Genomic DNA, 14,622 nt, shown 5'->3' on the forward strand with positions numbered 1-14,622 from the left:
CGAGGAGTCCAGCCATGCCGACGCCGACCACGCCCTATTCGAGCTTCCCCAACACGCTGCGCCAGCGCCTGCGCGCCGGCGAGCGCCTGATCGGCTGCTGGTGCTCGCTGGCCAACCCGATCAGCACCGAGGTGCTGGGCGTGGCCGGCTTCGACTGGCTGCTGCTCGATGGCGAGCATTCGCCCAACGAGGTCAGCAGCTTCGTGCCGCAGCTGATGGCGCTCAAGGACAGCGTCAGCGCGCCGGTCGTGCGGCCGAGCAGCAACAACGCCGTCGAGATCAAGCGGCTGCTGGACGCGGGCTTCTCCAACCTGCTGATCCCCTTCGTCGAGACCGCCGAGCAGGCCGCCGCCGCGGTCGCCGCCACGCGCTACCCGCCGCAGGGCATTCGGGGCGTGTCGGTCTCGCAGCGCAACAACCGCTACGGCACCGTGCCCGGCTACTTCCAGGGCATCAACGAGCAGATCGCCGTGATCGTGCAGATCGAGAGCCCGGCCGGCGTGGCCGCCGCCGCGCAGATCGCCGCGGTCGAGGGCGTCGACGCCGTCTTCATCGGTCCCTCCGACCTGGCGGCAGGCTACGGGCACCTGGGCCATCCGCAACATCCGGAGGTGCAGGCCGCGATGGCGAGCATCCATGCCGCCTGCCGCGCCGCCGGCAAGCCGGTGGGCATCCTCGCGCCGGTCGAGGCCGACGCGCGCCGCTACCTCGAGCAGGGCGCGACCTTCGTGGCCGTCGGCAGCGACCTGGGCGTGTTCCGCGCCGCGACGCAGGCCCTGCGAGACAAGTTCAAGGACTGAAAGAGAGAGACCCTCATGAGCATCAAGATCGGCTTCATCGGCCTGGGCATCATGGGCGCGCCCATGGCGGTGCGCCTCGCGCAGGGCGGGCATGCGCTGTTCGTGCACACCCGCAGCCAGGTCCGCGAGGAAGTGACCGCCGCCGGCGCCACCGTCTGCGCCAGCGCGACCGAAGTCGCGCAGCGCGCCGACGTCATCTTCACGATGGTGCCGGACACGCCGGACGTCGAGCGCGTGCTGTTCGGCGAGGGTGGCGTGGCCGCGGGCCTGAGCGCCGGCAAGACCGTCGTGGACATGAGCTCCATCTCGCCGATGGCGACCAAGGACTTCGCGCGGCGCATCGAGGCGCTGGGCGCCGAATGGCTGGACGCGCCGGTCTCCGGCGGCGAGGTCGGCGCCAAGGCCGGCACGCTGTCCATCATGGTCGGCGGCGAGGAGGCCACCTTCGCCCGCATCAAGCCGCTGTTCGAGCTGATGGGCAAGAACATCACGCGGGTCGGCGGCGCGGGCGCCGGCCAGACGACCAAGGTCGCCAACCAGATCATCGTGGCGCTGAACATCGCCGCCGTCGGCGAGGCGCTGGTCTTCGCCTCCAAGGCCGGCGCCGATCCGGCCAAGGTGCGCGAGGCGCTGATGGGCGGCTTCGCCTCCAGCCGCATCCTGGAAGTCCATGGCGAGCGCATGATCAAGCGCACCTTCAACCCGGGCTTCCGCATCGCGCTGCACCAGAAGGACCTGAACCTGGCGCTGCAGAGCGCCAAGGCGATGAACCTGGCGCTGCCCAACACCGCCGGCACCGCGCAGCTGATGCAGGCCGCCGCGGCGCAGGGCTGGGACCAGCTGGACCACTCGGCGCTGGTGCGCGCGCTCGAGGTCATGGGCAACCACGAGGTCGGTAGCACTACGGACGCCGGCTGAGCGGCCGCTGCCCACAATCGGCGCCCATGAGCTCCACCTCCGACGCGGCGCGGGCCGCCGCCTCCGGCGCCGCCGGCCCTGCTGCTTCCTTGACGTCCGGCGACGCGTCCTCGTCGCCGGCGGCTTCATCGGCGCGCTCGGCGTCATCGAACGCGGCGGACGCCCCGGAAGCTACGGACGCACGGACCCGGGCGCTGCTCGACGACCCGCGCGCGCTGCTCAAGCACCTCTACCGCGTCGCGGTCGATCGCGCGCTGCCGGGCAAGATCCTCGCCGGCCATCTCCCGCCGCCGCCCAAGGGCCGCACGCTGGTGATCGGCGCGGGCAAGGGCGGTGGCTCGATGGCGCAGGCGATGGAGGCGGCCTGGCCCGCGTCCGCGCCGATGAGCGGGTTGGTCATCACGCGCTATGGCCACATCCCGCCGGACTACCAGCCGCGGCGCATCGAGATGGTCGAGGCCGCGCACCCGGTCCCCGACGCCCCTGGCGAGCGGGCCGCGGCGCGGATGATGCAGCTGGTGCGCGATTTCCGGCCGACCGCCGACGACCAGGTGATCTGCCTGATCTCCGGCGGCGGCTCGGCGCTGATGCCCTTGCCGGCGCCCGGGCTGACGCTGGCCGACAAGCAGGCGGTGAACCGCGCGCTGCTGGCCAGCGGCGCCAACATCGCCGAGATGAACTGCGTGCGCAAGCACCTCAGCGCGATCAAGGGCGGCCGGCTGGCCGCCGCCTGCGCGCCGGCCAGGGTGCTCACGCTGATGATTTCCGACGTGCCCGGCGACGACCCGCAGGTGATCGCCTCCGGCCCGACCGTGCCCGACGCGACGACCTGCGCCGACGCGCTGGCCATCTGCCGTCGCTATCGCATCGCGCTGCCGCCGCAGGCGGTCGAGGCGCTGGAGCGCGGCGACTGGGAGACGCCCAAGCCGGGCGACGCCTGCTTCGACGGTCATGAGCAGCGCATCATCGCCGCGCCGCGTCAGAGCCTGCTGGCCGCGGCCGAGGCGGCGCGCGCGCTCGGCCTGACCGCGCACGTGCTCTCGGACGAGATCGAGGGCGAGTCGCGCGAGGTCGGCCGCGTGCATGCGGCGCTGGCGCGCTCGGTGGCGCGGCATGGCGAGCCTTTCGCCAGGCCCTGCCTGATCCTCTCCGGCGGCGAGACCACGGTGACGCTGGTGCCGCAGCCCGGGCGCGGCGGTCGTGCCGGCGAGTTCGTGCTCGGCTGCGCGATCGCGCTGGACGGGCAGGAGGGCGTCTGGGGCCTGGCCGCGGACACCGACGGCATCGATGGCGTGGAGGACAACGCCGGCGCCTTCCTCAGCCCGAGCACGCTGCAGCGCGCCCGCGCGCTGGGCCTGAAGCCGGCCGAGCTGCTGGCCGCCAACAACGGCTACGCGCTCTTCGAGGCGCTCGGCGACCTGCTGATCACCGGTCCGACGCAGACCAACGTCAACGACTTCCGCGCGCTGCTGATCCGCTGATCCGGGAGGCGTCCGATCGCTCGGATGTTGACCTCCCTCATGGCAATTTCCGGCCAGTCCCGCGACAGTCCGGCATCCCCGGTTTCCGAGAATGCCCCGTGACCGCCGACTTCCTGTCCGATCCCGCCGCGCCCGTTGCTCGCGGCGTCTCGTCGCCCGCCGCCGCGGAAGGCGATGCGGCCCACAACGCCGCCTTGATGCCGGGTCCCGCCCATCCGGTGCCGTGGCGCGCACTGCTCGGCGATGTGCTGCTGGAGGCCGACGACTGGTCCGCGCTGGCCAGCATGGCGCGGGTGCGCCGCTGCCGGGCCGGCGACCTGGCGGTCCGCCGCGGGGACGCGGCGGTGGCGATGGTGGCGCTCTGCGAAGGGCGGGTCGTGGCGGGCGGCCCGCTGGCCGGCCCGTGCTGGCTGGACCTGCACACCGCCTGGCTGGACGGGCGCTACGAGGAAGACGCGCGGATCGTCTCGGCCACCGCGCTGGTGATGGAGTGGCCGATGGCGGCGGCGACCCTGTGGCTGCGCTCGCAGCCGCCGGTGCTGGCCGCGTTGCTGCGGGCCAGCGCGGCGCAACTGCGTGAGGCGCAGGACGCGCTGCGCGGGCTGACCACGAAGGACGCGACCGCGCGCATCGCCGCCTGGCTGCTGGCGCAGGCCGGCGGGTCGGCCGAGGTGCGGCTGGCCGAGCGCAAGCGCGACGTGGCGGCGCGGCTGTCGATCTCGCCGGAGACGCTGTCGCGCGCGCTGCGGCAGCTCGCCGACCGGGGCATCCTGGCGGTGCAGGGCTACCGCATCGGCCTGCTGGACCCGGTGGCGCTGCTGGCGCTGGCGCGCTGCGGCCGGGCGGCATAGACTCGCCTCCACCTGCCGTCGCGTCCAGAGGAGGCCGCCGTGACGATTGCCAGCATGACCCCCACGACTCCCGTTTCCGCCAGCGCGGAGCGTTTCCTCGGGGGGCACGCCAGCCTCCCGGTGATGCCTGAAGTCGGGCGCAAGCTCTTGCGCAGCCTGGACGACGACGGCGTCTCGCTCGGCCAGATCGCCGAGCTGATCGGCAAGGATTCCACGCTGGCGGCCAAGGTGCTGCGGCTGGCCAACTCCGCGCGCTACAGCCCCTCCCACACGATCGGCACGCTGCAGGACGCCGCGATGGCGCTGGGCCTGGAGACGCTGCGCAACCTCGCGATGGCGGCCAGCATCTCCGCCACCTTCCCCGAGGTGAAGGGCCTGGACCGCCAGCGCTTCTGGCGCCACAGCGTGCGCACCGCCGGCTACGCGCGCCTGCTGGCCAAGCTGCTGCAGGGCGATGCCGACACCGCCTACCTCGCCGGGCTGATGCTGCGCACCGGGCAGCTCATGATGGCGATGAGCGAGCCGGACCAGGTCGCCGACGTCGAGGCCCACGCGGCCGAGCCGGGCAGCCGGTTCTCGCTGGAGATGCATCGCTTCGGCTGCACGCATGCCGACGTGACGGCGGCGCTGGCGGCGCACTGGCACTTCCCGGCTGACCTGGTCGAGGCCTTCAAGGACGCCAACGCGCCGCTGGAGATCCGGCCGTTCTCGATGCTGGCGGCGATCCTGCACCTGGCCGAGGTGCTCGCCGATGCCTGCGACCAGCAGTCCGACCGCATCGCCGCGCTGGAGCTCGCGGTGCCGGAGCTGGTGGAGCACCTGCACATGGACCTGGACTTCCTGCGGCTGCGCCTGGATGGCTGCGGTGATCCGGGACAGGACGTCGAGCTGATGCTCAAGTGACGCGCGGCGCGCGCCCGGCTGAGGTAAGGTCGGCCGCTTCAATAAAACCGAGCGGAGACGACATGACGACGTACCAGGGCAGCTGCCATTGCGGCCGGGTGGCCTATGAGGTGGACGGTGAGATCGACGGGGCGATGGCCTGCAACTGCTCGATCTGCCAGCGCAAGGGCTCGCTGCTGTGGTTCGTGCCGCGCGGGCAATTCCGCTTGAAGACCGACGAGGCGGCGGCCAGCATCTACGAGTTCAACAAGCACGCGATCAAGCACCGCTTCTGCGCGGTGTGCGGCATCCATCCCTATGCCGAGGGCACCGACCCGAAGGGCAACGCGATGGCGGCGATCAACGTCCGCTGCCTGGAGGGCATCGAGCTCGACAGCATTCCGGTGACGCACTTCAACGGGCGCGACATGTGAGCGGGTGAACGGGCGCCGGCGCGGCGGCGCTCAGGCGTCGCCGGCCGGCAGATGCACCGAGAACCGCGCGCCGCCCCAGCGCGAGACGCCCACCTCGATGCGACCGCCGGCGGCGCGCACGATGAGATCACACAGCGCCAGCCCCAGGCCGGTGCCTTCGATGTCCGCCGCGCGCGCCGCGGCGCCCCGGTAGAAGCGCTCGAACACGCGCTCGCGTTCCTCCGCGGGAAGGCCCGGGCCATCGTCCTCGACGACCAGTTCCGTCCCGTCCGGCCGCGCGACCACCGAGACCAGCACCGAGCCGCCGGCGGCGCCGTACTTGACCGCGTTCTCCACCAGGTTGGTCGCGACCAGCATCAGCAGCTCGCGCGGCACCCGGGCCGCCGCGCTTGCCTCCAGCGCATCCGCACCGGAGTCGTCCGCGCCCGCCAGGCTCAGCGTCATGCCGCGTGCCTGGGCCGCGGGCCGGGCGCGCCGCACGACGGCCTCGAGGATCGGGCCGATGGCCACCGGCGCGACCGGCGCCGTGTCCTGCCCGGCATCCAGCCGCGCCAGCGTCAGCAGTTCCTCCACCAGCGCCGTCAGCCGCGCGACGTCCTCCAGCCCCGAGCGCAGCGCCTGGACATACTCGTCGGCGCCGCGCGGCCGGCGCAGGGTGATCTCGAGCTCCGTGCGCAGCCGGGAGAGCGGCGAGCGCAGCTCATGCGACGCGTCGGCGGTGAAGCGGCGCTGCGCCTCGAAGGCGTGCTCGAGCCGGGCCAGCATGTCGTTGAGCGTGTCGATCAGCCGGCCGATCTCGTCGCGCGTGCCGGGATGCGGCAGCCGCTCGGCGAGGGTGCGGCCGCCGATGCGCCGCGCCTGCCGGACGATGTCGTCGACCGCGCCGAAGACGCGCCCGGTCAGCTGCGCGCCCGCGGTGGTGAGCACCACCACGAGCACCAGGCTCATGACGAGGAACACCCAGCCCGCCGAGGCGACGGCGTGGTCGACGTCGTCGAGCGAGCCGGCCACCTGCACCGCCAGCGCGCGGCCGCCATGCACCGGCACCGACACGCGGCGTGTCGGCTCGTCGCCGAAGGCCAGGTGCTCGAAGACGGTCTCGCCGCGGGTCAGGCGCGCCAGCAGCGCGGCCTCGTTCGGCAGCGACGCGGCGCCGAGGTTGGCGCTGCGCGCGAGCACCTCGCCGCGCGGGCCGATGATCTGCACCAGCCGGTCCAGCCGCGCGTAGGGCGGCGGCGCGGCGGTGGTGCCGGGCTCGTGCACGGCGACCGGCAGGCCGGGGCTGGCGGCGAGGATGCTGGCTTCCTGCTCCGCCAGGGCCAGCAGCGCGCCGTCCAGTTGGGCGCGCAGCGCGGTGACCAGGCTCAGGTAGGTGAGCGTCGCCGCCACCGCCAGCACCGTGGTGACCACGACCACGTGCAGCAGCGCCAGCCGGCGGCGGAAGCTAAGCATCGTCCGGCCCCCGCAGCCGGAAGCCGCGACCACGCACCGTCTCGATCAGCGGCCGGGCGCCGGCCGCGTCGATCTTGCGCCGCAGCTTGCTCATGTGGGCGTCGATCAGGTTGTCGATCGCCAGTGGGTCGCCGTGCCAGATCTGCTCGGCCAGGCGCTGGCGCGGGACCACGGCGCCGGGCTGCCGCATCAGCGCCTGCAGCAGGGCGAATTCCTTGGGCGTCAGCTCGACGGGCCGCCCCGCGCGCGTGACCTGCAGCGAGGCCGGGTCCAGGCGCAGGTCGTCCGCGACCAGCACCGGCGGCCGCGTCATGTCCGAGCGCCGCAGCAGCGCGCGCAGCCGCGCCAGCAGTTCCTCGAACTCGAAGGGCTTGGTCAGGTAGTCGTCGGCGCCGGCGTTCAGGCCGTCGACGCGATCGGACAGCGCGTCGCGGGCGGTGAGCATCAGCACCGGCACCTGTTGGCCGCGCGCGCGCAGCGTGCGGCACAGGGTGACGCCGTCGCCGTCGGGCAGCATGCCGTCCAGCACGATCAGGTCGTGGGTGGTCACGAAGGCGGCTTCGTCGGCCTCGGCCAGGCTGGCCGCGTGGTCCACCACGAAACCCTCCTCGCGCAGGCCGCGCACCAGCAGCCCCGCGGCCTTGCGGTCATCCTCGACCAGAAGAATCCTCATCGCCTCTCTCCGAATGGGCGGCAGTCTCGCATGCCGGCGCGATTCCCCGTCGGCTTCCCCGTCGGCTTCCCCGCTGGCTCAAGGCGCCGGCGCGCGGCCGAGGCTGAGCTGCAGCCGCACGGTGGCGGCGGCGAGCTCGCTGCGCGCCTGCAGGTAGGCGAGCTCGGTGTCGTCCGCCGCGCGCTGGGCCGACAGCAGCTCCAGCAGCGAGGCAGCGCCGTGCCGGTACGAGAGGCGCAAGCCTTCCACCACGCGCCGCGCGTCGCCCAGGGTCGCGTCGCGGTAGCGGGTCAGGTTCTCGAGCGCGGCGCGGTACTGGGCGTGGGTCGCGCGGACGTCGGCCTGCGCCTGGAGCTCGGTCTGGCGCAGCGCGAGCAGGGCCTGGGTGACGGCCGACTCGGCCTGCACCAGGTCGCTGCGGTCCAACCGCGACAGCGGGATCGGCACCGAGACCGAGACCGACACGGTGTTGGACCGCGGCGAGGGATCGACCGCCGAGCCGTCCGCCGCCACGCCGCGACGTCCCTGTGGCGTGTAGCCGTAGCTGAGGCTGACGCTCGGATCGACCCAGCGGTTGGCGCGGACCAGGTCCGCGGCGGCACGGGCGCTGTCCACCGCCGCGCGGGCGATGCGCACGTCGTCGCGCTGATCCAGCGCTCGCGCCACGAGGGCATCGAGCGCCTCGTCCTCATGGCTCTCCTGAATGCCGACCGAGCCGCCGGTGCCCTCGATGCCCTCGACGCCGTCGAGTCCCTCGGGCGCCTGTCCGTCCCGGAAGGTGCACAGCGGCGACGCGTCGCCGAAGGCCTCGCGCCAGCGGCGACCCAGCGGCGCGGCCAGCGCTTCCATCGCGGTCCGGGCGTCGGCCCTCGCGCGCACGACGGTGGCGAGGAACTGATCGCGCTCGTTGCGCGATTGCAGCAGCTCCAGGCCGCCGAGATCGCCGGCGCCATGGCGTCGCTCGTTCATCCGGACGATGTCGCCCAGCGCGGCCAGCGAGACCTCCTGCCGCTGCAGCGCCTCGCGCGTGCGGCAGGCCTCGATGAAGGCGGCGGCCGCGTCGGCGGCGGCCTGGCGACCGGCGCCGGCCAGCGCGGCCTCGTCGGCGCTCACCTGGCTGCGCGCGGCCGCGACGCGGCGCTCGCGCTTGTCGCCGGTCTCGATCGTGTAGCTCAGCCCGATGCTCTGCGCCAGACGCGGCTTGGGTCGCACCTCCCGGCCGAGTTCCGCCGGCCCGACACCGAGCGACAGCGACGGATCGGGCCGCAGTCCCGCCATCGGCACGCCCGCGCGTGCGGCCGCCACCGCCTCGCGCTGCGCGGCGATCGCATTGCTGAAGCGCTCCACGGCCTCCAGGTAGGCGGCGAAAGGCACGCCGGTGGTGTCGGTGTTGGCGTCCGGCGTTGGTGCAGTCACGACCAGCGTGGACGGGAGCTTCGACGAGTTCGACGCGATCGGCGCAGTCGTTGCAACCGCAGTCGCAGTGGCCGTCGCGGTCGCGGTCGCGGTCGCTGCGTTCGTTGCAGCCGTCGACGCATACGTCATCGGGAAGCCGGCCATGAGCGCGGCAGCCAGGACCAGGGTGTCACGGCGGCTGGTCGGACGCCGGCGTTGACTTGTGGTCTCGGCGGTGCTGCCGGCGCCTTCGCGGCGAGGGGAGATAAAGATGAGGCGCTTCATGCCAGGGGTTCCGATGCTGGGTCGTGGTCGTGGTCGTGGTCGTGATCGAGCGGCGCCTGCGCGGCACGCCGGGCGGCGGCGCGCTCCACGCGCGCTTCGATCGCGTGGTAGAGGGCCGGCAGGAGCAGCAGCGTGAGCAGCGTCGCCGTCACCAGCCCACCGACGACGACCGTGGCCAGCGGCCTTTGGACGTCGCTGCCCAGGCCCGTGGCCAGCATCGCCGGCGTCAGGCCGAAGGCCGCGACCGCCGCCGTCATCAGCACCGGGCGCATGCGGCCGGCGGCGCCTTCGAGCACCGCCTCGCGCAGCGGCCGGCCGTCGTCGCGTCGCAGCCGGTTGATCTGCGCCACCATCAGTACGCCGCCGAGCACGGCCACGCCGAACAGCGCGATGAATCCCACCGCGCTGGAGACGTTGAGCGTCATGCCGCGCAGGTGCAGCGCCGCGAAGCCGCCGATCATCGCCAGCGGCACCACCCCCAGCACCAGCAGCGGCTGGCGCAGGTTGCGGAACTCGCCGAAGAGCAACAGCAGCATCACCCCCAGCGTCAGCGGCAGGATCACCGCCAGGCGCTGCTGCGCGCGCTGCAGGTTCTCGAACTGCCCGCCCCACTCGAGGCGCCAGCGCTGGCGGTCGAAACGGACCTGCCGCTCGAGCGCCGGCTGGGCCTCGGCCAGGAAGCTCGACAGGTCGCGGCCCCGCGTGTTGAGCCGCACGATGAGATGGCGCTGGCCCATCTCGCGCACGATGACGCTCTCGCCCACCGTGGTGCGGATGCGCGCGACGTCCGACAGCGGCACCTGCGCGCCATTGGCCCCCGTCAGGCGCAGATCACCGATCGCCTGCGGGCTGGCACGCGACTCGGGCGTGAAGCGGACCGTCATGTCGTAGCTCTTCTCGCCGACGTAGACCTGCCCGATGGCCGCGCCGCCGATGCCGGTGGACACCAGCGTGGCGACGTCGGCGGCGTTGATGCCCAGCCGCGCCGCGGCGGCGCGGTCCAGGTCGATGCGCAGGTTGGGCAGCGGCGGCTCGACGTCCACCGCCACGTCGGCGGCGCCGGGCACCGTCCGCAGCACCTGGGCCACCCGGGCCGAGATGCGGCGCCCTTCGTCGAGGTCGTCGCCGAAGACCTTGACCACCAGGTCGCTGTGCGCGCCCGACAGCTTGTCCTGCACGCCGTCGATCATCGGCTGCATGAAGGACACGCTGTAGCCCGGCATGCGGGCATAACGCTCGGCCAGGCGCCGGATCAGGCCCTGCTTGCCGCCCGGCGCGGTCCAGCGCTCGTAGGGCGTGAGGCTGATGCTGGCCTCGATGTGGGAGGGCGTCCAGTAGTCGGTACCGTCGTCGTTGCGGCCGGTCTGCGTGACCACGTGGGCGACCTCGGGGAACTCCAGCGTCGCGCGGCGCAGCGCATCGGCCATGCCGGCGGCCTTCTCCAGCGTGATGCCGGGCGGCATCTGGACCTGCAGCCAGATCGAGCCCTCGTCGAGGTAGGGCAGGAAGTCCCGCCCGATCGTGCCGGCCAGCGCGGCCAGCGCCAGCGCCGCCGCGACCAGCGCCGCCGCCAGCCAGCGGCCGCGTCCGACGGCGCGCGCGAGGAAATCGGCATACCGCGCCTGCAGCACCTCCAGCGGCCGGTTGCGGAAGGACGGGCGCGGTCGCCGGAAGGCCAGCCAGGCCAGCGCCGGCGTGAGCGTCAGCGCGACCAGCAGCGCGCCCACCAGCGCCGCGCCGACCGCGTAGGCCATCGGGCTGAAGAGCTTGTATTCGATGCGCTCGAACGCGAACAGCGGCAGGTAGGCCGCGGCGATCACCGCCATGCCGAAGAAGATCGGCCGCGCCACCTGCAGCGTCGCGACGATCGCGTCGCGCGGGGTCAGCGGCCGGTCGGCCGCCTGCTCGCGCCGGCGCAGCAGGTGCTCGACGACCACGACGGCGCCGTCCACGAGGATGCCGAAGTCGATCGCGCCCAGCGACAGCAGGTTGGCCGGCACATGGGCGTGGTGCATGAAGATGAAGGCCGCCAGCAGCGCCAGCGGGATGGTGACGGCCACGACCAGCGCCGCGCGTGGACTGCCGAGGAAGAGCAGCAGCACCAGCGTGACGACGACCATGCCTTCCACCAGGGTGTGGCCGACGGTGTGGGCCGTCGCCTCGATCAGCGTGGCGCGGTCGAGGTAGGGCACGACCTTGACGTCGCCCGGCAGCAGCGCGGTGTTGAGCTCGTCGACGGCCGCATGCAGGCCATCGAGCGTGCGCGACGGGTTGGTGTCCTTGAGCAGCAGCACGATGCCCTCGATCGTGTCGCCGTCGGTGTCCTTGCCCAGGATGCCGCGGCGCTCGACCTCGCCCAGGCGCAGCTCGCCCAGGTCCTGGACCAGCACCGGCACGCCGGCGGCCGTCTTCACCACCACGTGGCCCATGTCCTGCAGCGAGCGCAGCAGGCCGACGCCGCGCACGACGTAGGACTGCTCGCCGCGGTAGATCACGCTGCCGCCGCCGCTGCTGTTGTTGGCGTTCAGCGCGTCCACGACCTGGCTCAGCGTCAGGCCGTACTGCGTCAGCCGCGCGGGATCGAGCGAGAGCGTGAACTGCGTGGTCAGCCCGCCGAAGTTGGTGACGTCCACGACGCCCGCCACCTTCTTCAGCCGCGGGATGACGGTCCAGGCCTGCAGCTCGGAGAGCTCGCGCAGGCTGCGCGTGGGACTCTCCAGCGTGTAGCGGTAGATCTCGCCGGTGGGCGAGGTGTAGGGGTCCAGCCCCGGCCGCGCGCCATAGGGCAGCGAGAGCTCGGCCAGGCGCTCCTGCAGCCGCTCGCGCGACCAGTAGCCCTCGACGCCGTCCTGGAACACCACGGTCACCAGCGACAGGCCGAACAGGCTGCGCGTGCGCAGCACCTGCATGCCGGGCGTGCCGAGCAGGGCGCGCTCGATCGGGATGGTGATCTGCTGCTCGACCTCCTCGGCGGCCAGGCCGTTGACCTGGGTGACGATCTGCGAGGTCACGTCGGCGATGTCCGGATAGGCCTCGATGGGCAACTGCCGGAAGCTGTGGACGCCGTAGAGCGCGGCGAAGGCGAAGACCAGCCAGACGATGCCGCGGCGGTCGAAGCACAGGGTGACGAGGCGCTCAATCATGGAGGAGCACTCCATCGCGCACGACCACGCGCTCGCCGGGCCGCAGGCCCGAGACGATCTCCACCTGGTCGCCCAGCGCGGCGCCGACGCTCACCTCGCGGGCGACATATCGACCCGGCGCGCGTTCGACGAAGACGCGGGTGAACAGGCCCTCCTGCAGCAGCGCCGAGGCGGGCACCACCGGCGCCGGATGCGAAGGGCCGGCGAAGCGCAGCTTCACGAACATGCCGGGCCGCAGGCGGCCGTCGGCGTTGTCCAGGATCAGGCGGACCTTGACGGTGCGGGTGTCGGGATCCAGCACCTCGCCGATGTAGCGCACCGTGCCGGCGCGTGGATCGTCGGGATAGGCGTTCAGCACGACCTGGGCCGACTGCCCGACGAAGATCCTGGCCAGGTCCTTCTCCGGCACGGCGGCGGTCACCGAGACCCGGCTCAGGTCCGCGATCGTCATCAGCGGCGCATTGACGTCGTTCCAGTAGCTGCCCGGCGCGGCGTTCATCTCGATGACGCGGCCGGCCAGCGGCGCGTGGACCGACAGGCGGCGCCCGGCGTTGTCGTCCACGCTCGCGCCCAGTTGCGCGAGCCGGGCCTGCGCGGTGCGCAGGTCGTTGGCCGCCTGCGCGCGGGCGAGCTGCGCGGCCTCCAGGTCCTTGCGCGCGGCGATGTCGGCGTCGAAGAGCAGCTGCTGGCGGTCGAGGTCGCGGCCCGCCTGGGCGGCCGCGTCGCGCGCCCTGGCCGCGTCGCCGCGGGCCGCGCTCAGGTCGGAGGAGTCCAGCGTGAAGAGCACGTCGCCGGCGCGCACCGGATCGCCCAGCGCGCGGTGCAGTTCCACCACGCGACCCGTGACCGGCGGCGCGATGCGGGCGAGGTGGTCGGGCAGCGCCTCGATCGTGCCGGGCGCGGCGATGGGCTGCTCGACCGCCTGGCTCCGCACCGCGGCGACCACGAGGCGCTCGCGCAGCGGCGAGTCCGCCGGCACCACGATGTCCGCGCCCTCGCGGTGCGCGGATGCCGTCGCGGCGGTCGCGGCGGGCGGGGCGGAGGCGGGGTGGGCCGGGGAGTCGTCACAGCCGGCGAGCCAGAGCGGCGCGCTGGCGAGCAGGAGCAGGCAGGCCGGGGTCGTGAACGACCGTGGCGTGCCGCGATCGGTGATGCGGAGGAAACGGAGAGGCAGCATGAGGGGCTCCTGCGGGCGACGGCCGCAGGACGCCCCTCAAGCGTGGGCTGGAGGGATCCGGACGGTCGTCGCTCGCGGCGAAGGGAATCGGCGAGGGGCAGCGGCGGGTGCCGCGTGGCGTCGACAACTGGGGTCGGGATCCATGGGGGCTCCTTGGGGACTGGACGGGCAAGCGGACAGGCCGGGCCGCCAGTGCGACGCGACGAGCGGCAGGTTACGCAGCCCTTCCTGAAGAAACCCTGAACTTCCAGCCATGTCCGGGCTCACACCCGAAAGTCATTCAAGCCTGATCTGTTGCGCCGGCAGGATCGCGCCGTCGGCTGCGGAGCCATGCCAGCGCCGCAGCGCGCGCTGGAAGAACAGGCTGTTGGGCAGTTGCAGGCTGGTGCCACTGGCCGGGTCGCCGCTTTCGAGCAGCGTCGTGTAGACCAAATTGATGTCGACCACGCGGCCCTTCACGCCGGGCTTGTCGCCGGATTCCAGCAGTTCCACGACGTCGCCGACGCGGAAGGCGCGAGTGACGTAGATCAGCAGCGCGCAGAAGAGGTTGGACAGCACGCTCCACGCGGCGAAGAACGCGACCGCGCCCACGGTCGCGAAGCCGGTGAAGGCGGTCCAGAGGACGGCGCCGGAGACGCCCAGCCGCTCCAGCGACCAGAGCACGGCGCCGCCATAGATCAGCACCGCGACCGAGCGCAGGAAGACCGTGGCGACGGTCACGGGCAAGGCGTAGGCGCTGGTGAGCTTGCGGGTGAGGTGGCGCGCGATGCGCATCACGAGCCAGGCGCCCAGACCGATCAGGATGACCTCGATCAACGGGACCAGGAGGTCGAGCCACTCGGCGGCCCAGGCGGGCAGGACATCGTGCAGGAGCCGGTTCAACTTGTTCATGGGAGGCGAGTGTCGGTGCCTTCGGCGGGGAATGTCTGTATCGGCATGAACGCCCTCGCCCCCGCGAGGAGGGAAAGGGCAGGGAGAGCGGCTGCTTCGAAGGGCTGCAGCGCCGTGGCGCGGTCTCGTGTGCCCGAAGGGTGGGACAACCGAAGAGTCGGCCGCGCGGCGGCACGCGGTTAACCTCCGGCGGCCGCTCACGTCCCGTGTGGCGGCCTCGCTCACGAGGAGCGCCGGCCA

Annotated in this window: 12 protein-coding genes; 6 read left to right on the forward strand and 6 right to left on the reverse strand. The window is 72.9% G+C overall.

Annotation, left to right across the window (positions count from 1 at the left end; all coding sequences use genetic code 11):
• The first annotated feature begins 14 nt into the window (after window positions 1-14).
• The 6 genes from garL to BM393_RS03440 all read left to right on the forward strand — a co-directional run bounded on the left by garL (window position 15) and on the right by BM393_RS03440 (window position 5,366).
• Window positions 15-800, forward strand: a complete 786-nt coding sequence (garL, locus tag BM393_RS03415) for a 2-dehydro-3-deoxyglucarate aldolase (RefSeq protein ID WP_091721935.1) — start codon at window positions 15-17, stop codon at window positions 798-800.
• A gap of 15 nt (window positions 801-815) precedes the next feature.
• Window positions 816-1,718, forward strand: coding sequence for a 2-hydroxy-3-oxopropionate reductase (gene glxR, locus BM393_RS03420; RefSeq protein ID WP_091721939.1), 903 nt, complete (start codon window positions 816-818; stop codon window positions 1,716-1,718).
• Between the two features lie 26 nt (window positions 1,719-1,744).
• Window positions 1,745-3,199 (forward strand): glycerate kinase, encoded by a 1,455-nt coding sequence (locus tag BM393_RS03425; protein WP_091721944.1) that lies wholly within the window; start codon window positions 1,745-1,747, stop codon window positions 3,197-3,199.
• A 98-nt stretch (window positions 3,200-3,297) separates the two neighbouring features.
• Window positions 3,298-4,050, forward strand: coding sequence for a Crp/Fnr family transcriptional regulator (locus tag BM393_RS03430; protein WP_091721949.1), 753 nt, complete (start codon window positions 3,298-3,300; stop codon window positions 4,048-4,050).
• Between the two features lie 54 nt (window positions 4,051-4,104).
• The gene (locus BM393_RS03435; RefSeq protein ID WP_091721954.1) at window positions 4,105-4,953 is read left to right on the forward strand and encodes an HDOD domain-containing protein; all 849 of its coding nucleotides are present in this window, start codon (window positions 4,105-4,107) and stop codon (window positions 4,951-4,953) included.
• Window positions 4,954-5,015: 62 nt separating this feature from the next.
• Window positions 5,016-5,366, forward strand: coding sequence for a GFA family protein (locus tag BM393_RS03440; RefSeq protein ID WP_091721957.1), 351 nt, complete (start codon window positions 5,016-5,018; stop codon window positions 5,364-5,366).
• A gap of 30 nt (window positions 5,367-5,396) precedes the next feature.
• Here the strand turns inward: BM393_RS03440 and BM393_RS03445 are convergent, their stop codons facing one another.
• The 6 genes from BM393_RS03445 to BM393_RS03470 all read right to left on the reverse strand — a co-directional run bounded on the left by BM393_RS03445 (window position 5,397) and on the right by BM393_RS03470 (window position 14,382).
• On the reverse strand, window positions 5,397-6,818 hold the full coding sequence (locus BM393_RS03445; RefSeq protein ID WP_091724995.1) for a cell wall metabolism sensor histidine kinase WalK: 1,422 nt from the start codon (window positions 6,816-6,818) through the stop codon (window positions 5,397-5,399).
• Window positions 6,811-7,491, reverse strand: coding sequence for a response regulator transcription factor (locus tag BM393_RS03450; protein ID WP_091721960.1), 681 nt, complete (start codon window positions 7,489-7,491; stop codon window positions 6,811-6,813). The genes BM393_RS03445 and BM393_RS03450 overlap by 8 nt, the downstream gene beginning before the upstream one ends.
• A gap of 78 nt (window positions 7,492-7,569) precedes the next feature.
• Window positions 7,570-8,907, reverse strand: a complete 1,338-nt coding sequence (locus tag BM393_RS03455) for a TolC family protein (protein WP_254783192.1) — start codon at window positions 8,905-8,907, stop codon at window positions 7,570-7,572.
• A 260-nt stretch (window positions 8,908-9,167) separates the two neighbouring features.
• A complete protein-coding gene (locus BM393_RS03460; protein ID WP_091721963.1) occupies window positions 9,168-12,314 on the reverse strand; it encodes an efflux RND transporter permease subunit in 3,147 nt (1,048 codons plus the stop codon).
• Complete coding sequence (locus BM393_RS03465; RefSeq protein ID WP_091721968.1) at window positions 12,307-13,491, reverse strand: efflux RND transporter periplasmic adaptor subunit; 1,185 nt, start codon at window positions 13,489-13,491, stop codon at window positions 12,307-12,309. Before BM393_RS03465 ends, BM393_RS03460 begins: the two co-directional genes overlap by 8 nt.
• 276 nt (window positions 13,492-13,767) lie before the next feature.
• Window positions 13,768-14,382 carry a mechanosensitive ion channel family protein gene (locus BM393_RS03470; RefSeq protein ID WP_091721971.1) on the reverse strand — a complete coding sequence of 205 codons (615 nt, stop codon included), beginning with the start codon at window positions 14,380-14,382 and terminating at the stop codon, window positions 13,768-13,770.
• Window positions 14,383-14,622 lie beyond the last annotated feature (240 nt).

The organism is Mitsuaria sp. PDC51, from assembly GCF_900113225.1.
GTDB lineage: Bacteria > Pseudomonadota > Gammaproteobacteria > Burkholderiales > Burkholderiaceae_C > Roseateles.

Bases quoted from the DNA above. Each gene is read 5' to 3' on its own strand.
- garL (WP_091721935.1), top strand. From the start codon at position 15: ATGCCGACGCCGACCACGCCCTATTCGAGCTTCCCCAACACGCTGCGC.
- glxR (WP_091721939.1), top strand. From the start codon at position 816: ATGAGCATCAAGATCGGCTTCATCGGCCTGGGCATCATGGGCGCGCCC.
- BM393_RS03425 (WP_091721944.1), top strand. From the start codon at position 1,745: ATGAGCTCCACCTCCGACGCGGCGCGGGCCGCCGCCTCCGGCGCCGCC.
- BM393_RS03435 (WP_091721954.1), top strand. From the start codon at position 4,105: ATGACCCCCACGACTCCCGTTTCCGCCAGCGCGGAGCGTTTCCTCGGG.
- BM393_RS03440 (WP_091721957.1), top strand. From the start codon at position 5,016: ATGACGACGTACCAGGGCAGCTGCCATTGCGGCCGGGTGGCCTATGAG.
- BM393_RS03445 (WP_091724995.1), bottom strand. From the start codon at position 6,818: ATGCTTAGCTTCCGCCGCCGGCTGGCGCTGCTGCACGTGGTCGTGGTC.
- BM393_RS03450 (WP_091721960.1), bottom strand. From the start codon at position 7,491: ATGAGGATTCTTCTGGTCGAGGATGACCGCAAGGCCGCGGGGCTGCTG.
- BM393_RS03460 (WP_091721963.1), bottom strand. From the start codon at position 12,314: ATGATTGAGCGCCTCGTCACCCTGTGCTTCGACCGCCGCGGCATCGTC.
- BM393_RS03465 (WP_091721968.1), bottom strand. From the start codon at position 13,491: ATGCTGCCTCTCCGTTTCCTCCGCATCACCGATCGCGGCACGCCACGG.
- BM393_RS03470 (WP_091721971.1), bottom strand. From the start codon at position 14,382: ATGAACAAGTTGAACCGGCTCCTGCACGATGTCCTGCCCGCCTGGGCC.